This is a genomic window from Microvirga sp. RSM25 (genome assembly GCF_044784385.1).
GTDB lineage: Bacteria > Pseudomonadota > Alphaproteobacteria > Rhizobiales > Beijerinckiaceae > Microvirga > Microvirga tunisiensis.
In genome coordinates this window covers 2,565,747-2,590,023 of the sequence record NZ_CP173039.1, presented here as the reverse complement: position 1 = coordinate 2,590,023, position 24,277 = coordinate 2,565,747, and the positions used below count along the sequence as shown (strand labels likewise).

The 24,277-nt window shown below is 63.0% G+C and carries 28 protein-coding genes and 1 pseudogene; all 29 read left to right on the top strand.

Annotated features, from left to right (window positions below):
* Positions 1-152 precede the first annotated feature (152 nt).
* Positions 153-672 (top strand): annotated as a pseudogene (rplJ, locus tag ACD578_RS12285) (50S ribosomal protein L10).
* A gap of 52 nt (positions 673-724) precedes the next feature.
* Entirely contained in the window at positions 725-1,102 is a 378-nt protein-coding gene (gene rplL / locus ACD578_RS12280; protein ID WP_213566646.1) for a 50S ribosomal protein L7/L12, read from the top strand.
* A gap of 256 nt (positions 1,103-1,358) precedes the next feature.
* A complete protein-coding gene (gene rpoB, locus ACD578_RS12275) occupies positions 1,359-5,489 on the top strand; it encodes a DNA-directed RNA polymerase subunit beta (RefSeq protein WP_152714771.1) in 4,131 nt (1,376 codons plus the stop codon).
* A 109-nt stretch (positions 5,490-5,598) separates the two neighbouring features.
* On the top strand, positions 5,599-9,774 hold the full coding sequence (rpoC, locus tag ACD578_RS12270) for a DNA-directed RNA polymerase subunit beta' (RefSeq protein WP_404293381.1): 4,176 nt from the start codon (positions 5,599-5,601) through the stop codon (positions 9,772-9,774).
* 580 nt (positions 9,775-10,354) lie between these two features.
* Positions 10,355-10,726, top strand: a complete 372-nt coding sequence (gene rpsL, locus ACD578_RS12265; RefSeq protein ID WP_009764294.1) for a 30S ribosomal protein S12 — start codon at positions 10,355-10,357, stop codon at positions 10,724-10,726.
* Between the two features lie 33 nt (positions 10,727-10,759).
* On the top strand, positions 10,760-11,230 hold the full coding sequence (gene rpsG, locus ACD578_RS12260; RefSeq protein WP_404293377.1) for a 30S ribosomal protein S7: 471 nt from the start codon (positions 10,760-10,762) through the stop codon (positions 11,228-11,230).
* 21 nt (positions 11,231-11,251) lie between these two features.
* A complete protein-coding gene (fusA, locus tag ACD578_RS12255; protein ID WP_404293376.1) occupies positions 11,252-13,327 on the top strand; it encodes an elongation factor G in 2,076 nt (691 codons plus the stop codon).
* A gap of 45 nt (positions 13,328-13,372) precedes the next feature.
* Positions 13,373-14,563 (top strand): elongation factor Tu, encoded by a 1,191-nt coding sequence (gene tuf / locus ACD578_RS12250; RefSeq protein ID WP_152718694.1) that lies wholly within the window; start codon positions 13,373-13,375, stop codon positions 14,561-14,563.
* Between the two features lie 68 nt (positions 14,564-14,631).
* Positions 14,632-14,940, top strand: coding sequence for a 30S ribosomal protein S10 (rpsJ, locus tag ACD578_RS12245; protein ID WP_009764298.1), 309 nt, complete (start codon positions 14,632-14,634; stop codon positions 14,938-14,940).
* Positions 14,941-14,988: 48 nt separating this feature from the next.
* The gene (gene rplC / locus ACD578_RS12240) at positions 14,989-15,717 is read left to right on the top strand and encodes a 50S ribosomal protein L3 (protein WP_152712970.1); all 729 of its coding nucleotides are present in this window, start codon (positions 14,989-14,991) and stop codon (positions 15,715-15,717) included.
* Complete coding sequence (rplD, locus tag ACD578_RS12235; RefSeq protein ID WP_152712969.1) at positions 15,717-16,337, top strand: 50S ribosomal protein L4; 621 nt, start codon at positions 15,717-15,719, stop codon at positions 16,335-16,337. The genes rplC and rplD overlap by 1 nt, the downstream gene beginning before the upstream one ends.
* Positions 16,334-16,630 (top strand): 50S ribosomal protein L23, encoded by a 297-nt coding sequence (locus tag ACD578_RS12230; protein ID WP_036358344.1) that lies wholly within the window; start codon positions 16,334-16,336, stop codon positions 16,628-16,630. The genes rplD and ACD578_RS12230 overlap by 4 nt, the downstream gene beginning before the upstream one ends.
* 20 nt (positions 16,631-16,650) lie before the next feature.
* A complete protein-coding gene (gene rplB, locus ACD578_RS12225) occupies positions 16,651-17,487 on the top strand; it encodes a 50S ribosomal protein L2 (RefSeq protein WP_404293372.1) in 837 nt (278 codons plus the stop codon).
* 15 nt (positions 17,488-17,502) lie between these two features.
* The gene (gene rpsS, locus ACD578_RS12220; protein ID WP_036352963.1) at positions 17,503-17,781 is read left to right on the top strand and encodes a 30S ribosomal protein S19; all 279 of its coding nucleotides are present in this window, start codon (positions 17,503-17,505) and stop codon (positions 17,779-17,781) included.
* 1 nt (position 17,782) lies between these two features.
* The gene (rplV, locus tag ACD578_RS12215) at positions 17,783-18,163 is read left to right on the top strand and encodes a 50S ribosomal protein L22 (RefSeq protein ID WP_152712967.1); all 381 of its coding nucleotides are present in this window, start codon (positions 17,783-17,785) and stop codon (positions 18,161-18,163) included.
* A gap of 11 nt (positions 18,164-18,174) precedes the next feature.
* Positions 18,175-18,879 (top strand): 30S ribosomal protein S3, encoded by a 705-nt coding sequence (gene rpsC / locus ACD578_RS12210; protein WP_152712966.1) that lies wholly within the window; start codon positions 18,175-18,177, stop codon positions 18,877-18,879.
* Positions 18,880-18,903: 24 nt separating this feature from the next.
* A complete protein-coding gene (rplP, locus tag ACD578_RS12205; RefSeq protein ID WP_036352973.1) occupies positions 18,904-19,317 on the top strand; it encodes a 50S ribosomal protein L16 in 414 nt (137 codons plus the stop codon).
* A gap of 10 nt (positions 19,318-19,327) precedes the next feature.
* Positions 19,328-19,540, top strand: coding sequence for a 50S ribosomal protein L29 (rpmC, locus tag ACD578_RS12200; RefSeq protein WP_404293370.1), 213 nt, complete (start codon positions 19,328-19,330; stop codon positions 19,538-19,540).
* An 11-nt stretch (positions 19,541-19,551) separates the two neighbouring features.
* Positions 19,552-19,791, top strand: a complete 240-nt coding sequence (gene rpsQ / locus ACD578_RS12195) for a 30S ribosomal protein S17 (RefSeq protein WP_099511396.1) — start codon at positions 19,552-19,554, stop codon at positions 19,789-19,791.
* Positions 19,792-19,954: 163 nt separating this feature from the next.
* Complete coding sequence (gene rplN, locus ACD578_RS12190; RefSeq protein WP_009764309.1) at positions 19,955-20,323, top strand: 50S ribosomal protein L14; 369 nt, start codon at positions 19,955-19,957, stop codon at positions 20,321-20,323.
* Complete coding sequence (rplX, locus tag ACD578_RS12185) at positions 20,323-20,640, top strand: 50S ribosomal protein L24 (protein ID WP_404293367.1); 318 nt, start codon at positions 20,323-20,325, stop codon at positions 20,638-20,640. Before rplN ends, rplX begins: the two co-directional genes overlap by 1 nt.
* The gene (gene rplE, locus ACD578_RS12180) at positions 20,633-21,199 is read left to right on the top strand and encodes a 50S ribosomal protein L5 (RefSeq protein ID WP_152712963.1); all 567 of its coding nucleotides are present in this window, start codon (positions 20,633-20,635) and stop codon (positions 21,197-21,199) included. Before rplX ends, rplE begins: the two co-directional genes overlap by 8 nt.
* Before the next feature lie 39 nt (positions 21,200-21,238).
* Positions 21,239-21,544, top strand: coding sequence for a 30S ribosomal protein S14 (rpsN, locus tag ACD578_RS12175; RefSeq protein ID WP_036358373.1), 306 nt, complete (start codon positions 21,239-21,241; stop codon positions 21,542-21,544).
* A gap of 15 nt (positions 21,545-21,559) precedes the next feature.
* Positions 21,560-21,955, top strand: a complete 396-nt coding sequence (rpsH, locus tag ACD578_RS12170; RefSeq protein ID WP_152712961.1) for a 30S ribosomal protein S8 — start codon at positions 21,560-21,562, stop codon at positions 21,953-21,955.
* 36 nt (positions 21,956-21,991) lie between these two features.
* Positions 21,992-22,525 carry a 50S ribosomal protein L6 gene (rplF, locus tag ACD578_RS12165; protein WP_404293364.1) on the top strand — a complete coding sequence of 178 codons (534 nt, stop codon included), beginning with the start codon at positions 21,992-21,994 and terminating at the stop codon, positions 22,523-22,525.
* A gap of 12 nt (positions 22,526-22,537) precedes the next feature.
* On the top strand, positions 22,538-22,900 hold the full coding sequence (gene rplR, locus ACD578_RS12160; RefSeq protein ID WP_152712959.1) for a 50S ribosomal protein L18: 363 nt from the start codon (positions 22,538-22,540) through the stop codon (positions 22,898-22,900).
* 63 nt (positions 22,901-22,963) lie between these two features.
* Positions 22,964-23,533 carry a 30S ribosomal protein S5 gene (gene rpsE, locus ACD578_RS12155; protein ID WP_009764316.1) on the top strand — a complete coding sequence of 190 codons (570 nt, stop codon included), beginning with the start codon at positions 22,964-22,966 and terminating at the stop codon, positions 23,531-23,533.
* A 14-nt stretch (positions 23,534-23,547) separates the two neighbouring features.
* A complete protein-coding gene (rpmD, locus tag ACD578_RS12150) occupies positions 23,548-23,754 on the top strand; it encodes a 50S ribosomal protein L30 (protein ID WP_152712958.1) in 207 nt (68 codons plus the stop codon).
* Positions 23,755-23,764: 10 nt separating this feature from the next.
* Positions 23,765-24,238, top strand: coding sequence for a 50S ribosomal protein L15 (gene rplO / locus ACD578_RS12145; protein ID WP_152712957.1), 474 nt, complete (start codon positions 23,765-23,767; stop codon positions 24,236-24,238).
* Positions 24,239-24,277: the final 39 nt, after the last annotated feature.

The following is a 24,277-nucleotide window of genomic DNA, read 5'->3' as shown; positions in this document are numbered from 1 at the left end:
GATCGGTTCGAACCATCTCACCCGGTGCGCCGCCAGGCGTCATTTGGGGGACAGGGCTTGCGAGAGCGTCGTTCAAGATGCCTCGGATGCAAGTCCGGGCCTTGAGCGGCAAATGCAACCGGCGGATATTCCCGCCAACCGGAGAGAGCCCTGTGGAAAGAGCAGCAAAGCGCGAGCTCGTCTCGACTCTCAACGACGTGTTTAACACCACGAGCGTTGTCGTCGTTGCCCACTATGCTGGTCTCACGGTCGCCGATATGCAGAAAGCTGCGCGCGCAGATGAAGCAGGCCGGCGCCACCGTGAAGGTCGCAAAAAACAGCCTCGCCAAAATCGCTCTCGAAGGCAAGGACGTCGCGTCCATCTCGGACCTTATGAAAGGTCCGACCCTGATCGCTTATTCGAGCGATCCGGTCGCGGCGCCCAAGGTCGCTGTCGATTTCGCCAAGGGTAACGACAAGCTCGTGATCCTCGGCGGCGCAATGGGCACGACCGCCCTGAACGTGGACGGAGTGAGGGCGCTTGCCACTCTGCCGTCCCTCGATGAACTGCGCGGCAAGCTGGTCGGCCTCATCCAGGCCCCGGCTACCAAGATCGCTCAGCTCAGCACTGCGCCGGCGGCGAAGCTCGCCCGCGTATTCGGGGCCTATGCCAAGACAGGCGAAGCGGCGTGAGGCCGTAACCTCAACCATCAAACTGTTCGAACTGAACTTAAGGATCTAAAAAATGGCTGATCTTGCCAAGCTCGTTGACGATCTTTCGTCGCTGACCGTTCTCGAGGCTGCTGAGCTCTCGAAGATGCTCGAAGAAAAGTGGGGCGTTTCCGCTGCTGCGGCCGTTGCCGTTGCCGCTGCTCCTGGCGCCGGCGCTGGCGCTCCTGCCGCTGAAGAGCAGACCGAGTTCACGGTCGTCCTGGCTGGTGCCGGCGACAAGAAGATCGAGGTCATCAAGGAAGTCCGTGCCATCACGGGCCTGGGCCTGAAGGAAGCTAAGGACCTCGTCGAAGGCGCGCCGAAGCCGGTTAAGGAAGGCGTTTCCAAGGACGAAGCCGAGAAGATCAAGGCGACCCTCGAGAAGGTCGGCGCCAAGGTCGAGCTTAAGTAATTTTGCGGCCGTAAGGCTGCAGGGTTACCCCCGAGCGATCGGGTTCAAAAACACACGGTCCCGGGCGTTTTTGCCTGGGGCCGTTGTGTCGTCAAAGAGGTCCGGCTTCCTGCAGTCGCCTTGGCGGCACGTCAGGAGGTCCGAAAGCGGACCTGAATTCTTGCGGTTAGCGGGCGGATTGAGCCGCCGGGCGGCTAATCGAGGAGCCTAGTCTCTCGGGGTTCTCGATTAGCCGTGTATGAGGAACGAGGTCCAGATGGCCAACACACTGATCGGCCGGAAGCGCATTCGCAAGTTCTTCGGGAAAATCAAGGAAGTGGCGGAGATGCCGAACCTGATCGAGGTTCAAAAGGCATCCTACGACCAGTTCCTGATGGTCGAAGAGCCAAAGGGTGGCCGGCCGGAAGAGGGCTTGCAAGCCGTTTTCAAATCGGTTTTCCCGATTTCGGACTTTTCTAATACTGCCCTGCTCGAGTTCGTGAAGTACACGTTCGAGCCGCCGAAATACGACGTCGACGAGTGCCGTCAGCGGGGCATGACCTTCGCTGCGCCGCTCAAGGTCACGCTGCGCCTCATCGTGTTCGATGTGGATCCGGATACCGGCGCCCGCTCGGTGAAGGACATCAAGGAGCAGGACGTCTACATGGGCGACATGCCGCTCATGACGGACAACGGCACCTTCATCGTGAACGGTACCGAGCGCGTCATCGTCTCCCAGATGCACCGTTCGCCGGGCGTGTTCTTCGACCACGACAAGGGCAAGACGCACTCGTCGGGCAAGCTGCTGTTCGCGGCCCGCATCATCCCGTATCGCGGCTCCTGGCTCGACATCGAGTTCGACGCCAAGGACATCGTGTATGCGCGTATCGACCGTAAGCGTAAGCTTCCGGCGACGTCGCTGCTTTACGCTTTGGGCCTCGACGGGGAAGAGATCCTCAACACCTTCTACAACCACATCATCTACACGCGTGACGGCGATGCCTGGTCCGTGCCGTTCGACGCGGAGCGCATGAAGGGCTTCAAGGCCGCCGTAGACCTGATCGACGCCAAGTCCGGCGAGGTCGTGCTCGAGTCGGGCAAGAAGCTGACCGCCCGCACGTCCCGCCAGCTCGCCGAGAAGGGCCTCAAGAACCTGCGCGCGACCGATGAAGACCTCTACGGCCAGTACATCGCGGAAGACCTCGTGAATCCGTCCACCGGCGAAGTCTACGCCGAAGCGGGTGACGAGATCACCGAGAAGCTGCTGAAGGGGCTGCTCGATTCCGGCTTCGCCGAGATCCCGGTTCTCGACATCGACCACGTCACGGTCGGCCCGTATATCCGCAACACGCTGGCCGTCGATAAGGCTTCGTCCCGCGAGGACGCCCTGTTCGACATCTACCGCGTCATGCGTCCGGGCGAGCCGCCGATCCTCGAGACGGCGGAGGCCATGTTCAACTCGCTGTTCTTCGACGCCGAGCGCTACGACCTCTCGGCCGTGGGCCGCGTGAAGATGAACATGCGCCTCGACCTCGACGCCGAGGACACCGTGCGCACCCTTCGCCGCGAGGACATCCTCGCGGTGACGAAGGCGCTCGTGGACCTGCGCGACGGCAAGGGCGAGATCGACGACATCGACCACCTCGGCAACCGCCGTGTGCGTTCGGTCGGCGAACTCATGGAGAACCAGTACCGTCTGGGCCTCCTGCGCATGGAGCGCGCGATCAAGGAGCGTATGTCGTCGGTCGATATCGACACCGTCATGCCGCAGGACCTGATCAACGCGAAGCCTGCCGCTGCCGCCGTGCGCGAGTTCTTCGGCTCCTCGCAGCTGTCGCAGTTCATGGACCAGACGAACCCGCTCTCGGAAGTCACGCACAAGCGTCGCCTCTCGGCCCTCGGCCCGGGCGGTCTGACCCGCGAGCGCGCCGGCTTCGAGGTGCGCGACGTGCACCCGACCCATTACGGCCGCATCTGCCCGATCGAAACGCCGGAAGGCCCGAACATCGGTCTGATCAACTCTCTGGCGACTTTCGCCCGTGTCAACAAGTACGGCTTCATCGAGACGCCGTTCCGCCGCGTGCGTGAGAGCCGGGTGACGGACGAGGTGATCTACCTCTCCGCCATGGAGGAGGCGAAGTACAACATCGCCCAGGCCAACTCGACGCTCGATGCCAACGGCACCCTCACGGAAGATCTCGTGATCTGCCGCCGCGCCGGTGAAAACATCGTCGTGGCTCCCGATCGCGTCGACCTGATGGAAGTGTCGCCGAAGCAGCTCGTGTCGGTCGCGGCCGCGCTCATTCCGTTCCTCGAGAACGACGACGCGAACCGCGCCCTCATGGGCTCGAACATGCAGCGTCAGGCCGTTCCCCTGGTCCAGGCGGACGCTCCGTTCGTCGGCACCGGCATGGAAGCGGTCGTGGCCCGCGACTCGGGTGCCGCCATCGCGGCCCGCCGCACCGGCGTGGTCGACCAGGTGGATGCGACCCGTATCGTCATCCGCGCCACGGAGAACACGGATCCGACCCGTCCCGGCGTCGACATCTATCGCCTCCAGAAGTTCCAGCGCTCCAACCAGTCGACCTGCATCACGCAGAAGCCGCTGGTGCGCGCCGGCGACATGGTGCGCAAGGGTGACATCATCGCCGACGGTCCCTCGACCGAATACGGCGAGCTGGCCCTCGGCCGGAACGTGCTCGTCGCGTTCATGCCGTGGAACGGCTACAACTTCGAAGACTCGATCCTGCTCTCCGAGCGGATCGTGAAGGAAGACGTCTTCACCTCGATCCACATCGAGGAATTCGAAGTGATGGCCCGCGACACGAAGCTGGGTCCCGAGGAAATCACGCGCGACATTCCGAACGTGTCGGAAGAGGCGCTGAAGAACCTCGACGAGGCCGGCATCGTCTATATCGGCGCCGAGGTCCATGCGGGCGACATTCTCGTCGGCAAGATCACGCCGAAGGGCGAAAGCCCGATGACGCCGGAAGAGAAGCTTCTGCGCGCCATCTTCGGCGAGAAGGCCTCCGACGTTCGCGATACCTCGCTGCGCGTGCCCCCGGGCGTGACCGGCACCATCGTCGAAGTCCGTGTCTTCAACCGTCACGGCGTCGACAAGGACGAACGCGCCCAGGCCATCGAGCGCGAGGAGATCGAGCGTCTCGCGAAGGACCGCGACGACGAGCAGGCGATCCTCGATCGCAACACCTATGCGCGCCTTGCCGAGATCCTGTCCGGCAGGAGCGGCGTTGCGGGCCCGAAGGGCTACAAGAAGGACGCAACGATCACCCGCGAGCTCCTCAACGAGTATCCGCGGTCGCAGTGGTGGCAGTTCGCGGTCGAAGACGATGCTCTGATGACCGAGATCGAGGCCATGCAGAAGCAGTACGACGAGTCGAAGAAGCGTCTCGAGCAGCGCTTCCTCGACAAGGTCGAGAAGCTGCAGCGCGGCGACGAGCTTCCTCCGGGCGTCATGAAGATGGTCAAGGTCTTCGTGGCCGTGAAGCGCAAGATCCAGCCGGGCGACAAGATGGCCGGCCGTCACGGCAACAAGGGTGTCGTGTCGCGCATCGTGCCGATCGAGGACATGCCGTTCCTCGAGGACGGAACCCACGCGGATATCGTGCTCAACCCGCTCGGCGTGCCGAGCCGCATGAACGTGGGTCAGATCCTCGAGACGCACCTCGGCTGGGCTGCTGCCGGTCTCGGTAAGCAGGTCGCTCAGGCGGTCGATGCCTACATGAAGTCGGGCAAGTCCAACGCGCTGCGCGATCAGCTCGTCTCGATCTACGGCAATATGCCCGAGATCGAGGAGGCTTCGGACGAGGAACTCGTCGAGCTCGGCAACAAGCTGCGTCGCGGCGTTCCGTTCGCCACGCCCGTCTTCGACGGTGCGAAGGAGGCGGACATCGAGGCCATGCTCGAGAAGGCCGGTCTGAACCCTTCGGGCCAGGTGACGCTCTATGACGGACGCACGGGCGAAGCTTTCGACCGCAAGGTGACAGTGGGCTACATCTACATGCTGAAGCTCCACCACCTCGTGGACGACAAGATCCACGCCCGTTCCATCGGCCCCTACAGCCTCGTCACCCAGCAGCCGCTGGGCGGCAAGGCCCAGTTCGGCGGCCAGCGCTTCGGCGAAATGGAGGTCTGGGCTCTGGAAGCTTACGGCGCAGCCTACACCCTGCAGGAAATGCTCACGGTCAAGTCGGACGACGTGGCCGGCCGTACGAAGGTCTACGAGGCCATCGTTCGCGGCGACGACACCTTCGAGTCGGGCATTCCGGAGAGCTTCAACGTTCTCGTGAAGGAAATGCGTTCGCTCGGCCTCAACGTGGAGCTGACCAACTCCAAGAAGGCCGCCAACGAGCCGGGGCAGCTGCCTCCGTCCGAGGCGGCCGAGTAAGCGCCCTGAGCGCTTCAAGTTCGACGTTTGGCCGCGGCTTCGAAGCCGCGGCCCCATGCAATTGCCGGTGCGGGTGCTTATCTAGCGCCCTTCAGCCCAGGAGACGGCGATGAATCAAGAGGTCATGAATCTCTTCAACCAGACGGCCCAGCCGCAGAGCTTCGATCAGATCAAGATCTCGATCGCGAGCCCTGAGAAGATTCTGTCCTGGTCCTACGGCGAGATCAAGAAGCCTGAGACCATCAACTACCGTACGTTCAAGCCCGAGCGCGACGGCTTGTTCTGCGCGCGCATCTTCGGTCCCATCAAGGACTACGAGTGCCTGTGCGGTAAGTACAAGCGCATGAAGTACAAGGGCGTGATCTGCGAGAAGTGCGGCGTCGAGGTGACGCTGGCCCGCGTCCGTCGCGACCGCATGGGCCATATCGAGCTCGCCGCGCCCGTCGCTCACATCTGGTTCCTGAAGTCCCTGCCGAGCCGCATCGGTCTGCTGCTCGACATGACCCTGAAGGATCTGGAGCGCATCCTCTATTTCGAATCCTACATCGTCGTCGATGGAGGCCTGACGCCCCTCAAGGATCGTCAGCTTCTCACCGAGGAGGAGTACATCCGTGCTCAGGACGAGTACGGTGAGGATTCCTTCACGGCCATGATCGGCGCGGAGGCCATCCGCCGGATCCTGCAGGAACTCGACCTCGAGAAGACCGCGCAGGAGATCCGCGAGGAGATTGCGGTCACCACGTCCGAGCTGAAGCCCAAGAAGCTCATGAAGCGGCTCAAGATCATCGAGGCCTTCGTCCAGTCGGGCAACAAGCCCGAATGGATGATCATGACGGTCGTTCCGGTGATCCCGCCGGATCTGCGCCCGCTCGTGCCGCTCGACGGCGGCCGCTTCGCGACCTCGGACCTGAACGATCTCTACCGCCGCGTCATCAACCGCAACAACCGCCTGAAGCGCCTGATGGAGCTGCGTGCGCCGGACATCATCGTCCGCAACGAGAAGCGCATGCTCCAGGAGGCTGTCGACGCCCTGTTCGACAACGGCCGCCGCGGACGCGTCATCACCGGCGCCAACAAGCGTCCGCTGAAGTCGCTCGCCGACATGCTGAAGGGCAAGCAGGGCCGCTTCCGTCAGAACCTGCTCGGCAAGCGCGTCGACTACTCGGGCCGTTCGGTCATCGTGGTCGGTCCGGAGCTCAAGCTGCACCAGTGCGGCCTGCCGAAGAAGATGGCGCTCGAGCTGTTCAAGCCGTTCATCTACGCCAAGCTCGACGCCCGCGGCCTGTCCGCCACCGTCAAGCAGGCGAAGAAGCTAGTCGAGAAGGAAAAGCCCGAGGTCTGGGACATCCTGGACGAGGTCATCCGCGAGCATCCGGTGCTGCTCAACCGCGCCCCGACGCTCCACCGCCTCGGCATCCAGGCCTTCGAGCCCACCCTCATCGAGGGCAAGGCGATCCAGCTGCACCCGCTCGTCTGCGCCGCGTTCAACGCGGACTTCGACGGTGACCAGATGGCCGTCCACGTGCCGCTCTCGCTCGAGGCTCAGCTTGAAGCCCGCGTGCTGATGATGTCGACGAACAACATCCTGCACCCGGCCAACGGTCAGCCGATCATCGTGCCGTCGCAGGACATCGTTCTCGGCCTCTACTATCTGTCCATCGTCTCCGACGGTCAGCCCGGCCAGGGCAAGGCCTTCGCCGACATGGGCGAGATCGAGCATGCCCTGAACGAGAAGGTTATCACGCTCCACACGAAGATCCGCTACCGCTGGGAAGGCCTCGACGAGGACGGCAAGCCGGTCTCGAAGATCGTCGACACCACGGCCGGCCGCGTGATGCTCTCGCGCCTCCTGCCGAAGCACCCGATGCTCCCCTTCGAAGTCGTGAACAAGCTCATGACGAAGAAGGAGATCTCCAACATGATCGATGCCGTCTACCGGCATTGCGGTCAGAAGGAATCGGTCATCTTCTGCGATCGCATCATGGGCCTCGGGTTCTACAATGCGTTCCGCGCCGGCATCTCGTTCGGCAAGGACGACATGGTGATCCCGGAGAACAAGTGGGAGATCGTCGAGGAGACCCGTGCCCTCGCGAAGGACTACGAGCAGCAGTACCAGGACGGCCTCATCACCCAGGGCGAGAAGTACAACAAGGTTGTCGACGCCTGGGCGAAGTGCTCCGACCGTCTCGCTGCCGAGATGATGAACCGCATCTCCACGGTGCAGAAGGACGAGCACGGCCGCGACAAGCCGGTCAACTCGATCTACATGATGTCCCACTCGGGCGCCCGTGGTTCGCCGGCCCAGATGAAGCAGCTCGCGGCGATGCGCGGCCTCATGGCCAAGCCGTCCGGCGAGATCATCGAGACGCCGATCATCTCGAACTTCAAGGAAGGCCTCGACGTTCTCGAGTACTTCAACTCGACCCACGGCGCCCGTAAGGGCCTGGCCGACACCGCGCTCAAGACGGCGAACTCAGGTTACCTGACCCGCCGCCTCGTCGACGTGGCGCAGGACGCGGTTATCCGTGAGCCGGATTGCGGCACCGAGAGGGGCATCAAGATGCGGGCCATCATCGACGCCGGCCAAGTGGTCGCGTCGCTGGCTTCCCGCATCCTCGGCCGCTCGACGGCGGAGGACCTGCTGGCCCAGGACGGCACCGTCATTGTCCCAACGGGCACGATGATCGAGGAGCATCATCTCGAGGCCATCGGCGCTGCCGGTATCCAAGAGGTGAAGATCCGCTCCGTGCTCGTCTGCGAGTCGAAGAACGGCGTCTGCGCCACCTGCTACGGCCGCGACCTGGCCCGGGGTACCCCGGTCAACCACGGCGAGGCAGTGGGCGTCATCGCAGCGCAGTCCATCGGCGAGCCGGGCACGCAGCTGACCATGCGTACCTTCCACATCGGCGGCGCGGCCCAGATCGCGGACTCGTCCTTCATCGAGTCGAGCTTCGAAGGCACGATCGGGTTCCGCAACAAGAACATTGCGCGCAACTCCGACGGCGACCTCGTCGTCATGGGCCGCAACGTGGCTGTTGTGGTCATCGGCTCCGACGGCACCGAGCGGGCGGTCCACCGCCTGCAATACGGCTCCCGTCTGAAGGTGGACGAGGGTGACACGATCAAGCGCGGCCAGCGTATCGCCGAGTGGGATCCGTACTCCCGTCCGATCCTCACGGAGATCGACGGTACGGTGGGCTACGAGGACCTGGTCGACGGTGCATCGATGATCGAGTCGATGGACGAGTCGACCGGCATCGCCAAGCGCGTGGTCATCGACTGGCGCGGTTCTCCGCGTACGGCCGATCTGCGTCCGGCGGTGGTCATCCAGGGCGCCGGCGGCAAGGTTGCCAAGGTCGCCCGTGGTGGCGATGCCCGCTACCTGCTGCCGGTGGATGCGATCCTCGCGGCCGATCCAGGCTCGAAGGTCAAGGCCGGCGACATCCTCGCCCGCGTCTCGACCGAGAGCGCCAAGACCCGCGACATCACGGGCGGTCTGCCGCGCGTGGCGGAGCTGTTCGAGGCCCGTCGTCCGAAGGACGCGGCGATCATTGCGGAGAAGTCCGGCACGATCCAGTTCGGCCGTGACTACAAGAGCAAGCGTCGCCTGACGTTGAACCCGCACGACGGCTCCGAGCCGGTGGAGTACCTGATCCCGAAGGGCAAGCACATCCACCTGCAGGATAACGACGTGGTCGAAGTCGGCGACTTCATCGTCGACGGCAACCCGGCTCCGCACGACATCCTTGCGATCAAGGGCGTCGAGGAGCTTGCCGCCTACCTCGTGAACGAGATCCAGGAGGTCTACCGCCTCCAGGGCGTGCTCATCAACGACAAGCACATCGAGGTGATCGTTCGCCAGATGCTGCAGAAGGTCGAGATCACCGATGGCGGCGATTCCGAGCTTCTCAACGGCGAGCAGGTCGATCGTCTCGAACTCGAGGAGATCAACGAGCGTCTCGTGGCCGAGAAGAAGAAGCCCGCCGAAGGCGTGCCGGTTCTGCTCGGTATCACCAAGGCCTCGCTGCAGACCCGCTCCTTCATCTCGGCGGCGTCCTTCCAGGAGACCACCCGCGTCCTCACCGAGGCGGCGGTCAACGGCAAGGTCGACACCCTCGAGGGCCTCAAGGAGAACGTCATCGTCGGCAGCCTCATCCCGGCCGGTACGGGTGCGCTGACCGCTCAGGTCAAGGCCGTCGCTACGCATCGCGACGAGCTGATCCTGCAGCAGAAGCGTTCCGAGTCCAAGGCTCAGGTCAGCGAGCTGCCTCCGGCGGCAGAATAACCTGGCTGGGCTCTATTGAGATTGGAAAGGCCGCCTCTGGGCGGCCTTTTCGTTTTCATGGCGTGGGGTAGGGCGCTTGACCGCAGCCTGGGCTCGCTTTGCCTTACCTTGGAGAGCGTCGGACCCCGTGGGCAGCAAAGGGCAGGGAAAGCGCTCATCGTCCTCTTGCACGGGCCATAAGCCATCCCAAATAAGACCCGAGCCCGGCGCCGAGGTCCTCAAAGTCGGAACCTTTCCGATTGGTTAGCGGAAACCTGTTGACTTTCCGCGACTCGGAGGCTAGAGAAACCGGACTTTCCGGCTGGCCGTAGGTTTTCGCCAGTCGAAGCGCCTAGCTTCGACCGATGCCACCTAAACGCTGCCGAACTCAACCTTGACTGACACATGTCAGATTTAGGGCACGACCGCGGTCTCGATATCGTGGTCCTCTGCAACCGCACCGCGCCAGGGGCTTATCCAAGTCAATGGCGTGGCTTCGTTTTGTGCAACCTAAAAAGGTCCGCAGAGGCGAAGCGCAGCGTTCAACCGTTGAAGACACTCAAAGGCCACCGGGTCGGTGGCTGGTGAAAGAGGGCACAGGATGCCAACGATCTCTCAGCTGATCCGCAAGCCGCGGACGGCGCAAAAGAGCCGGAATAAGGTTCCCGCGCTTGAGGCCTGCCCGCAGAAGCGCGGCGTGTGCACGCGCGTTTACACGACGACCCCGAAGAAGCCGAACTCGGCTCTGCGTAAGGTCGCCAAGGTTCGTCTGACGAACGGGTTTGAAGTCATCGGGTACATCCCGGGTGAGGGTCACAACCTTCAGGAGCACTCCGTGGTCATGATCCGCGGCGGTCGCGTGAAGGACCTTCCGGGTGTCCGTTACCACATCCTCCGCGGTGTCCTCGACACCCAGGGCGTGAAGAACCGTAAGCAGCGTCGTTCGAAGTACGGCGCGAAGCGGCCGAAGTAAGCCGTTAACATCAATTCAGGTCGGAGCTAGCTCATGTCCCGCCGCCATAGCGCCGAAAAGCGTGAGATCATCCCGGATCCGAAGTTCGGGGATATCATCGTCACGAAGTTCATGAATTCCATCATGTACGACGGCAAGAAGTCCGCTGCAGAGAGCATCGTCTACGGTGCCTTCGACAGCATCGAGAACCGCGCCAAGGCGAACCCGCTCGAGGTCTTCAAGCAGGCCCTCGACAACGTCGCTCCGGCGATCGAGGTTCGTTCCCGCCGCGTCGGCGGTGCGACCTACCAGGTCCCGGTCGAGGTTCGCACCGAGCGCCGTCAGGCCCTCGCCATCCGTTGGATCATCCAGGCTGCTCGCGGCCGCAATGACAAGACGATGGTCGAGCGTCTCTCAGCTGAGCTGCTCGATGCCTCGAACAACCGCGGCAATGCCGTCAAGAAGCGCGAAGACACCCACCGTATGGCGGAAGCCAACCGTGCGTTCTCGCATTACCGCTGGTAACGGCCCTTAAGGAGCTTAGCGATGCCCCGCACGCACGCGATTGAGGACTACCGCAATTTCGGCATCATGGCCCACATCGATGCCGGCAAGACCACGACGACTGAGCGCATCCTGTACTACACCGGTAAGTCCCACAAGATCGGTGAAGTGCACGACGGCGCCGCGACAATGGACTGGATGGAGCAGGAGCAGGAGCGTGGCATCACGATCACTTCCGCTGCCACTACCTGCTTCTGGAACGACAAGCGCCTGAATATCATCGACACTCCCGGCCACGTCGACTTCACCATCGAAGTCGAGCGTTCGCTGCGTGTGCTCGACGGCGCCGTCTGCGTTCTCGACGGTAACCAGGGTGTTGAGCCCCAGACCGAGACCGTGTGGCGTCAGGCCGACAAGTACGACGTTCCGCGTATCGTGTTCGTCAATAAGATGGACAAGACTGGCGCCGACTTCTTCAAGTGCGTCGCCGACATCATCGACCGCGTGGCCGGCAAGCCCGTCTGCCTTCAGCTGCCGATCGGCGCTGAGAGCAACTTCCAGGGCGTGATCGACCTCGTCAAGATGAAGGCGATCGTCTGGTCCGGCGAAGCGCTCGGCGCGAATTTCGAGGAAACCGACATTCCGGCCGATCTTCTCGACCAGGCCAAGGAATACCGCACGAAGCTCGTCGAGGCTGCCGTCGAAATGGACGACGACGCCATGGGCGCCTACCTCGACGGCCAGGAGCCCGACGACGCGACGTTGCGCCGTCTCGTCCGCACGGCCGTGCAGCGTCGCGCCTTCCATCCGGTTTTCTGCGGCTCGGCCTTCAAGAACAAGGGCGTTCAGCCCCTTCTCGACGCAGTCGTCGACTTCCTGCCGTCTCCCGTGGATCGCGGCGAGATCAAGGGCATCGACTACAAGACCGAAGAAGAGACCGTTCGCCGTCCGTTGGACGAAGAGCCCTTCGCCATGCTCGCCTTTAAGATCATGGACGATCCCTTCGTCGGCACCATCACGTTCTGCCGCGTCTATTCGGGCAAGGTCGATGCAGGTTCATCGATCCTGAACTCGACCCGCGACAAGAAAGAGCGTGTCGGTCGCATGCTTCTCATGCATTCGAACAACCGCGAGGACATCAAGGAGGCTTTTGCCGGCGACATCGTTGCCCTGGCTGGTCTCAAGGACGTCCGCACCGGCGACACGCTCTGCGATCCGATCAAGGCCGTGATCCTCGAGCGCATGGAATTCCCGGAGCCGGTCATCGAGATCGCGATCGAGCCGAAGTCGAAGGCCGACCAGGAAAAGCTCGGTCTGGCTCTCTCGAAGCTGGCTGCTGAGGACCCGTCCTTCCGCGTCTCGACCGACCAGGAGTCGGGACAGACGATCCTGAAGGGCATGGGCGAGCTTCACCTCGACATCAAGGTCGACATTCTCCGTCGTACCTACAAGGTCGATGCGAATGTCGGCGCCCCGCAGGTCGCCTATCGCGAGACGATCACGAAGAAGGCCGAGATCGACTACACCCACAAGAAGCAGACCGGCGGTACCGGCCAGTTCGCTCGCGTGAAGCTGGTCGTCCAGCCGAACGAGCAGGGTGCAGGCTTCTCCTTCGACTCGAAGATCGTCGGCGGTTCGGTTCCGAAGGAATACATCCCCGGCGTCGAAAAGGGCCTCCAGTCGGTCGTGGGCGCTGGCGTCGTTGCCGGCTTCCCGGTGGTCGATCTCAAGGTCGAACTCATCGACGGTGCCTTCCACGAAGTCGACTCGTCGGCCCTGGCCTTCGAAATCGCTTCTCGCGCCGCTCTCCGTGAAGCCCTCCAGAAGGGCGGATCGGTTCTGCTCGAGCCGGTGATGAAGGTCGAGGTCGTGACCCCTGAAGACTACACGGGTTCGGTCATCGGTGACCTGAACTCCCGTCGTGGCCAGATCCAGGGTCAGGACATGCGCGGCAACGCTGTGGTCATCAACGCGATGGTCCCGCTCGCCAACATGTTCGGCTACGTGAACACCCTGCGCTCCATGAGCCAGGGCCGGGCCAACTACACCATGCAGTTCGACCACTACGAGCAAGTGCCGTCGAACGTGGCTGCCGAGGTTCAGGCGAAATACGCCTGAACCCACTAAGCGAATATTTGAACGATCAAAGGAACGGGTGCCACGATGGCGAAGGAAAAGTTTCAGCGCAATAAGCCGCACTGCAACATTGGGACGATTGGTCACGTGGACCATGGCAAGACGTCTCTGACGGCGGCGATCACGAAGGTTCTGGCGGAGTCCGGGGGCGCGACGTTCACGGCGTACGACCAGATCGACAAGGCGCCGGAAGAGAAGGCGCGCGGCATCACGATCTCGACCGCGCACGTGGAATACGAGACCTCGAACCGGCACTACGCCCACGTGGACTGCCCGGGCCACGCCGACTACGTGAAGAACATGATCACGGGTGCGGCGCAGATGGACGGCGCGATCCTGGTGGTGTCGTCGGCCGACGGCCCGATGCCGCAGACCCGCGAGCACATCCTGCTGGCGCGTCAGGTGGGCGTTCCGGCCCTGGTGGTGTTCATGAACAAGGTCGACATGGTCGACGACGCCGAGCTGCTCGACCTGGTTGAGCTGGAGGTGCGCGAGCTTCTGTCGAAGTACGACTTCCCGGGCGACGACATTCCGATCGTGAAGGGCTCGGCCCTGTGCGCTCTGGAGGACCGGTCGCCGGAGATCGGGCGCGAGCGCGTGCTCGAGCTGATGGCCGAGGTTGACCGCTACATCCCGCAGCCGGAGCGTCCGGTGGACCTGCCGTTCCTGATGCCGATCGAGGACGTGTTCTCGATCTCGGGCCGCGGCACGGTGGTGACGGGTCGCGTCGAGCGCGGCATCGTGAAGGTCGGCGAGGAAGTGGAGATCGTGGGTCTGCGCGACACGCAGAAGACCACGGTGACCGGCGTCGAGATGTTCCGCAAGCTGCTCGATCAGGGCCAGGCGGGCGACAACGTGGGCGTGCTGCTGCGCGGCACGAAGCGCGAGGACGTGGAGCGCGGCCAGGTGCTGTGCAAGCCGGGCTCGATCAAGCCGCACACGAAGTTCAAGGCCGAGGCCTACATCCTGACCAAGGAAGAGGGCGGGCGTCATACGCCGTTCTTCGGCAACTACCGCCCGCAGTTCTACTTCCGCACGACGGACGTGACCGGCGTGGTGACGCTGCCTGAGGGCACCGAGATGGTGATGCCGGGCGACAACATCACCATGGAGGTGACGCTGATTGCGCCGATCGCCATGGAAGAGAAGCTGCGCTTCGCCATCCGCGAAGGCGGCCGCACCGTCGGCGCCGGCGTCGTCGCCGCCGTGATGGACTAATTTTTAGAGGATCAAAGGACAGCGGCCGGGTTTCGGCTCGGTCGCTTCCCTTGTTGAATGGATAAGCCATGAACGGTCAAAACATTCGTATTCGCCTTAAGGCGTTCGACCACAGGATCCTCGACGCTTCGACACGCGAAATCGTGTCGACTGCGAAGCGGACCGGCGCTCAGGTGCGCGGGCCCATCCCGCTGCCGACGCGCATCGAGCGCTTTACGGTGCTTCGCTCGCCGCACATCGACAAGAAGTCGCGCGAGCAGTTCGAGATGCGCACTCACAAGCGTGTTCTCGATATCGTGGACCCCACCCCGCAGACGGTTGATGCTCTGATGAAGCTCGATCTCGCTGCTGGTGTGGACGTGGAAATCAAGCTCTAAGCCCGCCGGGCTCGGAGCTTTCGGTAGACACGCCGAGAGGATACGCACATGCGCTCAGGCGTCATTGCACAGAAAGTCGGGATGACCCGCATCTTCACGGATGCCGGCGAACATATCCCGGTCACGGTTCTAAAGGTCGACAGCTGTCAGGTCGTCGCCCACCGGACCATGGAAAAGAACGGCTACACCGCGCTGCAGGTCGGCGTCGGCAAGGCCAAGGTAAAGAACGTTTCGAAGGCCGAGCGCGGACGGTTCGCCGTTGCGCAGGTTGAGCCGAAGCGCAAGCTCGCGGAATTCCGCGTCTCCGAGGATGCTGTCATCCCGGTCGGCGCCGAGATCACCGCTGATCACTTCATTGCTGGTCAGTTCGTGGATGTCACGGGCATCACGACCGGCAAGGGCTTCGCTGGCGGCATGAAGCGCTGGAACTTCGGCGGACTGCGCGCCACGCACGGCGTGTCGGTCTCCCACCGCTCGATCGGTTCGACCGGCGGCCGCCAGGATCCAGGCAAGACGTTCAAGAACAAGAAGATGCCGGGTCACCTGGGTGTCGAGCGCGTCACCACGCAGAACCTGCGTGTCGTGTCGACCGACGTCGAGCGCGGTCTGATCCTCGTCGAAGGCGCCGTCCCCGGCGTGGCTGGCGGCTGGATCTTCGTCCGCGATGCGGTGAAGCGCAAGCTGCCGAAGGAAGTGCCGATGCCCGGCTCGTTCCGTACGGCCAACGACGCTGCGCCGGCCGCCCAGGCTGAGCAGGCCCAAGAGGAGAATGCGTGATGAAACTTGATGTCACCACGCTCGAGGGCAACACCGCTGGTTCGGTCGACCTGAACGAGGCCATTTTCGGTCTCGAGCCGCGCGCCGACCTGCTCGCCCGTTGCGTCCGCTGGCAGCTCGCGAAGCGCCAAGCCGGCACGCACGCCGTCAAGAATCGTTCGGCCATCGACCGGACGACGAAGAAGGTCTACAAGCAGAAGGGCACCGGCAGCGCCCGTCACGGCGCCGCGAGCGCTCCCCAGTTCCGGGGTGGCGGTCGTGCCTTCGGCCCGCAGGTCCGCAGCCATGCTCACGATCTGCCCAAGAAGGTTCGCGTCCTTGCTCTGAAGCACGCGCTCTCGTCCAAGGCCAAGGATGCCTCGCTCGTCGTGATCGACGACGTGAAGCTCTCCGAGCCCAAGACAAAGGCTCTCGTCGAGCGCTTCGGCAAGCTCGGCCTCGGCAACGCCCTGATCATCGGCGGCGCTGAGATCGAGACGAACTTCCAGCGGGCTGCTCGCAACATCCCGAACATCGACGTCCTGCCGGTGCAGGGCATCAACGTCTATGACATCCTGCGTCGAGAGAAGCTCGTTCTCACGAAGTCGGCTGTCGATGCGCTGGAGGCGCGCTTCAAATGAGCCTGGACCCGCGCCATTACGATGTGATCGTAAGCCCGGTCATCACCGAGAAGGCCACGACCCTGTCCGAACAGAACAAGGTCGTCTTCAAGGTGCGGCTGGATGCGACGAAGCCGCAGATCAAGGAAGCGGTTGAGAAGCTGTTCGATGTCAAGGTGAAGAGCGTCAACACGCTCGTCACCAAGGGCAAAGTGAAGATGTTCCGCGGCACCCGCGGCCAGCGGTCGGACGTGAAGAAGGCGGTTGTAACCCTCGCTGAGGGCCAGACCATCGACGTCACGACGGGCCTCTGATCGGTTGAGAGAGTGATCCGATGGCTTTGAAAACCTTCAAACCAATCACCCCCGGCCTGCGCCAGCTGGTGATCGTCGACCGCAGCGAGCTCTACAAGGGCAAGCCGGTCAAGAAGCTGACGGAGGGCAAGAGCTCCTCCGGCGGCCGTAACAACATGGGTCGCGTGACCGTCCGCTTCCGTGGCGGTGGTCACAAGCGCACCCTGCGCCTGGTCGACTTCAAGCGTCGCGCCCGTCTGGGCGATGTGGCCGCCGTGGAGCGGATCGAGTACGATCCGAACCGCACCGCCTTCATCGCTCTGATCCGCTACGCCGACGGCGAGCAGTCCTACATCCTGGCTCCGCAGCGTATGGCTGTCGGCGACCAGGTGTCGGCTGGCGAGCAGGTCGACATCAAGCCGGGCAACGCGATGCCGGTCGGCAACATGCCGGTGGGAACGATCATCCACAACGTCGAGCTGAAGATCGGCAAGGGCGGCGCTCTCGCCCGCTCCGCCGGCACCTACGCTCAGATCGTGGGTCGTGACCAGGGCTACGTGACGATCCGTCTGAACTCCGGTGAGCAGCGCCTGGTCCATGGCCAGTGCTTCGCCAGCGTCGGCGCGGTGTCGAACCCGGACCACATGAACACCTCGATCGGTAAGGCTGGTCGTAACCGCTGGCTCGGCAAGCGTCCGCATAACCGCGGCGTTTCCATGAACCCGATCGACCACCCGCACGGTGGTGGTGAGGGCCGCACCTCCGGTGGTCGCCATCCGGTGTCCCCGTGGGGCGTACCGACCAAGGGCAAGAAAACCCGTTCGAACAAGCGGACCGACAAGTTTATCGTGTCGAGCCGTCACGCTCGGAAGAAGTAAGGATAGAGGCACGTCATGGCACGTTCGCTTTGGAAGGGTCCGTTCGTCGACGGCTACCTCCTCAAGAAGGCCGAGGCTGCCCGTTCCTCGGGCCGCAACGAGGTTATCAAGATCTGGAGCCGCCGCTCCACGATCCTCCCGCAGTTCGTGGGCCTCACTTTCGGGGTCTACAACGGTCAGAAGCACATTCCCGTCAACGTGAGCGAGGAAATGGTGGGTCACAAGTTCGGCGAGTTCTCGCCGACCCGCACTTTCCACGGCCACGCGGCGGACAAGAAGGCGAAGAGGAAGTAAGATGGGTAAGGCCGCGACTCCTCGCGCACTGAGCGACACAGAGGCTCAAGCCGTCGCTCGCATGCTGCGCGTCAGCCCCCAGAAGCTCAACCTTGTTGCGGCCCTTATCCGCGGCAAGAAGGTTTCTGCGGCTCTCGCCGATCTCGAGTTCTCCCGCAAGCGCATCGCTCGCGACGTGAAGAAGTGCCTCGAGAGCGCCATTGCCAACGCCGAGAACAACCACAATCTCGATGTGGACGATCTCGTCGTCAGCCAGGCTTTCGTCGGCAAGGCGCTCGTCATGAAGCGCTTCCACGCCCGGGCCCGTGGCCGGGGTGCTCGTATCATGAAGCCGTTCTCGAACCTCACCATTGTGGTTCGGGAAGTTGCCGAACAGGCATAAAGGAGAACCAGATGGGTCAGAAAGTTAACCCGATCGGTCTTCGGCTCGGCATCAACCGGACCTGGGACTCGCGCTGGTTCGCCGGCAAGGGCGAGTACGCCAAGCTGATGCACGAGGACATGGCGATCCGCGAAGCTCTCATGAAGCAGCTGAAGCAGGCCGCCGTCTCGAAGATCGTCATTGAACGTCCGCACAAGAAGTGCCGCGTCACCATTCACTCGGGTCGCCCGGGCGTGGTGATCGGCAAGAAGGGTGCCGACATCGAGAAGCTGCGCAAGCTCGTCGCCAAGATGACGGACGCGGATGTGACGATCAACATCGTCGAAGTCCGCAAGCCGGAAGTCGACGCAACGCTGGTGGCCGACTCGATCGCTCAGCAGCTCGAGCGCCGTGTCGCCTTCCGCCGCGCCATGAAGCGCGCCGTTCAGTCGGCGATGCGTCTGGGCGCCGAGGGCATCCGTATCAACTGCTCGGGCCGTCTGGGTGGCGCTGAAATCGCCCGCCTCGAATGGTACCGCGAGGGCCGCGTTCCGCTGCACACCCTGCGTGCGGATGTGGATTACGGCACGTCCACGGCCTTCACGACCTATGGCACCTGCGGCATCAAGGTCTGGATCTTCAAGGGCGAAATCCTTGAGCACGATCCGATGGCCCAGGACAGGCGGATGAACGACGAAGGAGGCCGCTCCGGTGGCCGCCGCGAGCAGGCGGCGTAACCGAGAGGTCAGGAGAGGTTTGCCATGTTGCAACCGAAGAAAACCAAGTTCCGTAAGCAGTTCAAGGGCCGCATCTCCGGCACCGCGAAGGGCGGCACGGACCTCAACTTCGGCCAGTTCGGCCTGAAGGCGATGGAACCCGAGCGTGTCAACGCTCGTCAGATCGAAGCGGCTCGCCGCGCCATCACCCGCGCCATGAAGCGCGCGGGCCGGGTGTGGATCCGCATCTTCCCGGACGTGCCGGTGTCGTCGAAGCCGACCGAAGTGCGTATGGGTAAGGGTAAGGGCGCTCCCGAATTCTGGGCGGCCAAGGTAAAGCCTGGCCGTATCATGTTCGAGATCGACGGCGTGCCGGAGGACATCGCTCGCGAGGCTCTGCGCCTCGGCGCCGCGAAGCTCCCGATCAAGACGCGCTTCATCCAGCGCATTGCCGAGTAAGGAGGGGATCATGAAGTCTAACCAGAGAGCCTCCGACCTCAACGCGATGTCGAAGGACCAGCTGTCGGATGAGCTGCTGAACCTGAAGAAGGAGCAGTTCAACCTCCGCTTCCAGCGCGCTACCGGCCAACTCGAGAACACCGGACGCGTCCGTGAGGTCCGCAGGGACATCGCCCGCGTCAAGACGCTGCAGCGCCAGAAGTCGGCTGCGGCGAAGGCTTAAAGGGGATCAAGATGCCGAAGCGCGTTTTGCAGGGCGTCGTTGTCAGCGACAAGCAGGACAAGACGGTCGTTGTGAAGGTGGAACGCCGTTTCACGCACCCGGTCATGAAGAAGACCGTGCGTAAGACGAAGAACTACCATGCTCATGACGAAAACAACACAGCCAAGGTGGGCGACACGGTCTTCATCGAAGAGACCAAGCCGCTCTCCAAACTCAAGACCTGGGTGCTCGTCGACCAAGCGAAGGCCTAAAAAGCTTTCCCTAGGGGTTGTCTAACGGGGGCGGTTCGTGTATACGGCCGCCTCTCTCGACATTTGAAGGGCAGGGGACGTGAGATCCCCGTCAGGCGTAGTCCGGGGGGCAATCCTGCCTTGGCCCGGAAACCTGTCTGAAACAAAGGAAAGGATCAAAGCCATGATCCAGATGCAGACGAATCTTGACGTCGCCGATAATTCCGGCGCCCGTCGCGTGATGTGCATCAAGGTTCTCGGCGGTTCGAAGCGTAAGTACGCTTCCGTGGGCGATATCATCGTCGTATCCGTAAAAGAGGCTATTCCGCGCGGTCGCGTGAAGAAGGGCGATGTCATGAAGGCAGTCGTCGTTCGCACCGCGAAGGACATCCGCCGCGCTGACGGCTCGGTCATCCGATTCGACCGCAATGCCGCCGTTCTGATCAACAATCAGAAAGAGCCGGTCGGCACCCGTATCTTCGGCCCCGTTCCGCGTGAACTGCGTGCCAAGAACCACATGAAGATTATTTCGCTTGCGCCGGAGGTGCTCTAATGGCCGCGAAGATCAAGAAGGGCGATAAGGTCGTCGTCCTGACCGGTCGCGACAAGGGCAAGACCGGTGAAGTCGTGCAGGTGCTCCCGAAGGAAGAGCGCGCGGTCGTCCGTGGCGTGAACCTCGTGAAGCGCCACCAGCGCCAGTCGGCAAACTCAGAGGGCGGCATCATCTCGAAAGAGGCGGCCATCCATCTGTCGAACCTGGCCTACGCGGACCCGAAGGACGGCAAGCCGACCCGGGTTGGTTTCAAAGTTCTCGAAGACGGTCGCAAGGTCCGTTTCGCGAAGCGTTCGGGAGACCTGATCGATGGCTAAGGCTCAGGTGGACGGCTATACGCCGCGGATGAAGAAGCACTACGAGGAAGTGGTGCGTCCGAAGCTCATTGAAGAATTCGGCTACAAGAACCCCATGGAAGTGCCGACGATCGAGAAGATCGTCCTCAACATGGGCGTTGGCGAATCGACCGCGGACTCGAAGAAGGCTACGGTCGCTGCTGGCGATCTCGCACTCATCGCCGGCCAGAAGCCGGTGATCACGAAAGCCCGCAAGGCTATCTCGCAGTTCAAGGTCCGCGAGAACATGCCGATCGGTGCCAAGGTTACGCTGCGCAAGGCTCGTATGTACGAGTTCCTTGATCGCCTCGTGACCATCGCTCTCCCGCGCGTCCGCGACTTCCGGGGTCTGAACCCCAAGTCGTTCGACGGCCGCGGCAACTACGCAATGGGTATCAAGGAGCACCTGGTGTTCCCTGAGATCAATTACGACAGGGTCGAGCAGGTTTGGGGTATGGACGTCATCATCGCCACCACGGCGAAGACCGACGAAGAAGCCCGCGCCCTGCTTCGTCACTTCAACTTCCCGTTCCGGCAGTGAGGATAGCTGTCCTCAAACGCGGACACTGGAGATAAAAGCATGGCTAAGAAAAGCGCTATTGAGAAGAACAAGCATCGTCGTGAGCTGGTGAAGAAGTTCGCCGGCCGCCGCGAGCGCCTCCTGGCGGTCGCCAACGACGAGTCGAAGTCCATGGAGGAGCGCTTCGAGGCGCGCCTCAAACTGGCTGAGCTGCCGCGCAACGCGAGCAAGACCCGCATCCGCAACCGCTGCGAGATCACGGGCCGCCCGCGCGCTTACTACCGCAAGCTCGGCATGTCGCGTATCGCTCTGCGCGAGCTCGGCAACAAGGGCCTGATTCCAGGCCTCGTGAAGTCCAGCTGGTAAGGGGGAGGGCATCATATGATCAACGATCCGTTGGGCGATATGCTCACCCGTATCCGCAACGCGCAGATGCGCCGTCGCGGGTCCGTTTCCACCCCTGGCTCGAAGCTCCGCGCTCGCGTCCTCGAGGTTCTCAAGTCCGAGGGCTACATCCGCGACTACTCGCAGACCGAGTTCGGCAACGGCCGGACCGAGTTCTCGATCGAGCTGAAGTACTATGACGGTCAGCCGGTGATCCGCTCCATCGAGCGTGTCTCCAAGCCCGGCCGCCGCGTGTATGCCTCTGTCGACACCATGCCTCGCGTGGCTGACGGCCTCGGCGTCACCATTCTCTCGACGCCCCAGGGCGTGATGTCTGATCACGAGGCTCGCGAGAAGAACGTGGGCGGCGAAGTGCTCTGCAAGGTCTTCTAAGGCCAAGCACCCGCACAGAACCACGGAGATTCGAAAATGTCCCGAGTAGGCAAGAAACCCGTTCCGGTTCCGTCAGGTGTGACGGCCACCGTTGACGGTCAGATGGTAAGGGTTAAGGGCGCGAAGGGCGAGCTTTCGTTCGTCGTTCCCGAAGAAGTGTCGGTTGCTCTTGAAGACGGCGCCGTGTCGGTGAACCCGCGCGACGAGTCCAAGACGGCCCGTGCGAAGTGGGGCATGTCCCGCGCTCAGGTGTCGAACCTGGTCGAGGGCGTGTCCAAGGGCTTCGAGAAGCGCCTCGAAATCAACGGCGTCGGCTACAAGGCCGCCGTTGCCGGCAAGGTGCTGAAGCTGTCGCTGGGCTACAGCCACGACATCGACTACGCGATCCCGGCTGGTGTCACGATCACGACGCCGAGGCCGACCGAAGTCGTCGTTGTCGGCATCGACAAGCAGGTCGTCGGCCAGACCGCCGCCGAGATCCGCGGCTATCGCGGTCCGGAGCCTTACAAAGGCAAGGGCGTGAAGTACTCCGACGAATTCATCTTCCGCAAGGAAGGCAAGAAGAAGTAAGGACGACGTATCATGGCTGAGAAGAAAGGCGCTGAAGATCGCCGCAAGGCTCGTGTGCGCCGTGCGATCAAGAAGGCATCGAATGGCCGTCCGCGTTTGTCGGTCTTCCGTTCGTCCAAGCAGATCTATGCCCAGGTCATCGATGACGTGCGCGGCCACACGGTCGCTTCGGCTTCGACCCTCGAGGTTGACCTGAAGGGCAAGCTCAAGACCGGCGCCACTGTCGATGCGGCGAAGGAAGTGGGCAAGCTCGTGGCCGAGCGCGCGGTTCAGGCCGGCGTGAAGCAGGTCATCTTCGACCGCTCGGGCTACCTCTATCACGGTCGCGTCAAGGCTCTGGCCGACGCTGCCCGTGAAGGCGGTCTGGATTTCTAACGGCGGGTTTATCCAAACAACCCTTAGCGAGCGGGCCCGCCGCCCGCGCAAGTGAGAGGTCTCATGGCTAGAGAACCAAGAGAACGTGCTGATCGCGAAGAGCGCGACAGCGAATTCGTGGACCGCTTGGTCCACATCAACCGCGTCGCGAAAGTCGTGAAGGGCGGCCGTCGCTTCGGCTTCGCTGCTCTCGTCGTCGTCGGCGACCAGAAGGGCCGCGTCGGCTTCGGCCACGGCAAGGCCCGTGAGGTGCCGGAGGCGATCCGCAAGGCGACCGACGCTGCCAAGCGTTCGATGATCCGCGTTGCCCTCCGCGAGGGCCGCACGCTCCACCACGACGTGAATGGCCGCCACGGCGCCGGCAAGGTCGTGCTGCGTGCCGCTCCCCAGGGTACCGGCATCATCGCCGGCGGCCCGATGCGCGCCGTCTTCGAAGTGGTGGGCATGCAGGACGTGGTCGCCAAGTCGCTCGGGTCGTCGAACCCGTACAACCTCGTCCGCGCGACTTTCGACGCGCTCAAGAACGAGGACAGCCCGCGTTCGGTCGCTGCTCGCCGTGGCCTGAAGGTCTCGACGCTGCAGGCTCGCCGCCGCGATGCGGATGTCAGCGAAGCCGCTGGCGCAGAAGCTTAAGGGAGGCTTTGACAATGGCAAAGAATCCAGCCGCTTCTGGCAGCACCGTCACCGTTGAGCAGATCGGCTCGCCGATCCGCCGCGAGGCCAAGCAGCGCCAGACGCTGATCGGTCTCAAGCTCAACAAGCTTCACCGTACTTCGACCTTGGAAGACACGCCGGCAGTTCGCGGCATGATCGAAAAGGTCAAGCACCTCGTGCGCGTTGTCGACGGGCAGTGAGGAGAGCGTCATGAAACTCAACGAAATTCGTGACAACGAAGGTTCCACCAAGAACCGCATGCGCGTGGGCCGTGGTATCGGCTCCGGCAAGGGCAAGACCGGTGGTCGCGGCGTGAAGGGTCAGAAGGCCCGTACCGGCGTGTCGATCAAGGGCTTCGAAGGCGGTCAGATGCCTCTGCACCGTCGTCTGCCGAAGCGCGGCTTCAACAAGCCGAACGCGATCGTGCTGAACGAGGTCAATGTCGGCCGCATTCAGCAGGCCGTGGAAGCCGGCAAGCTCGACACGGGCGCTGCCGTCACGGTCGAGACGCTGGTCGCTGCCGGTGTGGTCTCCAAGCCGCGCGACGGCGTGAAGATCCTCGGTGTCGGCGAGCTCAAGGCGAAGCTTTCCTTCCAGGTCCATGGCGCGTCCAAGTCGGCCGTCGACGCGATCGAGAAGGCTGGTGGCTCGGTCACCCTGCTGGGTGCCGTTGCGCAGGCGTGAGCCCGCGCCCACATTGACTAAGATCCAAGCGGCGGCCCG

Excerpts from the sequence above, each read along its gene's own strand:
- rplL (WP_213566646.1), top strand. The coding sequence starts at position 725 with ATGGCTGATCTTGCCAAGCTCGTTGACGATCTTTCGTCGCTGACCGTT.
- rpoB (WP_152714771.1), top strand. The coding sequence starts at position 1,359 with ATGGCCAACACACTGATCGGCCGGAAGCGCATTCGCAAGTTCTTCGGG.
- rpoC (WP_404293381.1), top strand. The coding sequence starts at position 5,599 with ATGAATCAAGAGGTCATGAATCTCTTCAACCAGACGGCCCAGCCGCAG.
- rpsL (WP_009764294.1), top strand. The coding sequence starts at position 10,355 with ATGCCAACGATCTCTCAGCTGATCCGCAAGCCGCGGACGGCGCAAAAG.
- rpsG (WP_404293377.1), top strand. The coding sequence starts at position 10,760 with ATGTCCCGCCGCCATAGCGCCGAAAAGCGTGAGATCATCCCGGATCCG.
- fusA (WP_404293376.1), top strand. The coding sequence starts at position 11,252 with ATGCCCCGCACGCACGCGATTGAGGACTACCGCAATTTCGGCATCATG.
- tuf (WP_152718694.1), top strand. The coding sequence starts at position 13,373 with ATGGCGAAGGAAAAGTTTCAGCGCAATAAGCCGCACTGCAACATTGGG.
- rpsJ (WP_009764298.1), top strand. The coding sequence starts at position 14,632 with ATGAACGGTCAAAACATTCGTATTCGCCTTAAGGCGTTCGACCACAGG.
- rplC (WP_152712970.1), top strand. The coding sequence starts at position 14,989 with ATGCGCTCAGGCGTCATTGCACAGAAAGTCGGGATGACCCGCATCTTC.
- rplD (WP_152712969.1), top strand. The coding sequence starts at position 15,717 with ATGAAACTTGATGTCACCACGCTCGAGGGCAACACCGCTGGTTCGGTC.
- ACD578_RS12230 (WP_036358344.1), top strand. The coding sequence starts at position 16,334 with ATGAGCCTGGACCCGCGCCATTACGATGTGATCGTAAGCCCGGTCATC.
- rplB (WP_404293372.1), top strand. The coding sequence starts at position 16,651 with ATGGCTTTGAAAACCTTCAAACCAATCACCCCCGGCCTGCGCCAGCTG.
- rpsS (WP_036352963.1), top strand. The coding sequence starts at position 17,503 with ATGGCACGTTCGCTTTGGAAGGGTCCGTTCGTCGACGGCTACCTCCTC.
- rplV (WP_152712967.1), top strand. The coding sequence starts at position 17,783 with ATGGGTAAGGCCGCGACTCCTCGCGCACTGAGCGACACAGAGGCTCAA.
- rpsC (WP_152712966.1), top strand. The coding sequence starts at position 18,175 with ATGGGTCAGAAAGTTAACCCGATCGGTCTTCGGCTCGGCATCAACCGG.
- rplP (WP_036352973.1), top strand. The coding sequence starts at position 18,904 with ATGTTGCAACCGAAGAAAACCAAGTTCCGTAAGCAGTTCAAGGGCCGC.
- rpmC (WP_404293370.1), top strand. The coding sequence starts at position 19,328 with ATGAAGTCTAACCAGAGAGCCTCCGACCTCAACGCGATGTCGAAGGAC.
- rpsQ (WP_099511396.1), top strand. The coding sequence starts at position 19,552 with ATGCCGAAGCGCGTTTTGCAGGGCGTCGTTGTCAGCGACAAGCAGGAC.
- rplN (WP_009764309.1), top strand. The coding sequence starts at position 19,955 with ATGATCCAGATGCAGACGAATCTTGACGTCGCCGATAATTCCGGCGCC.
- rplX (WP_404293367.1), top strand. The coding sequence starts at position 20,323 with ATGGCCGCGAAGATCAAGAAGGGCGATAAGGTCGTCGTCCTGACCGGT.
- rplE (WP_152712963.1), top strand. The coding sequence starts at position 20,633 with ATGGCTAAGGCTCAGGTGGACGGCTATACGCCGCGGATGAAGAAGCAC.
- rpsN (WP_036358373.1), top strand. The coding sequence starts at position 21,239 with ATGGCTAAGAAAAGCGCTATTGAGAAGAACAAGCATCGTCGTGAGCTG.
- rpsH (WP_152712961.1), top strand. The coding sequence starts at position 21,560 with ATGATCAACGATCCGTTGGGCGATATGCTCACCCGTATCCGCAACGCG.
- rplF (WP_404293364.1), top strand. The coding sequence starts at position 21,992 with ATGTCCCGAGTAGGCAAGAAACCCGTTCCGGTTCCGTCAGGTGTGACG.
- rplR (WP_152712959.1), top strand. The coding sequence starts at position 22,538 with ATGGCTGAGAAGAAAGGCGCTGAAGATCGCCGCAAGGCTCGTGTGCGC.
- rpsE (WP_009764316.1), top strand. The coding sequence starts at position 22,964 with ATGGCTAGAGAACCAAGAGAACGTGCTGATCGCGAAGAGCGCGACAGC.
- rpmD (WP_152712958.1), top strand. The coding sequence starts at position 23,548 with ATGGCAAAGAATCCAGCCGCTTCTGGCAGCACCGTCACCGTTGAGCAG.
- rplO (WP_152712957.1), top strand. The coding sequence starts at position 23,765 with ATGAAACTCAACGAAATTCGTGACAACGAAGGTTCCACCAAGAACCGC.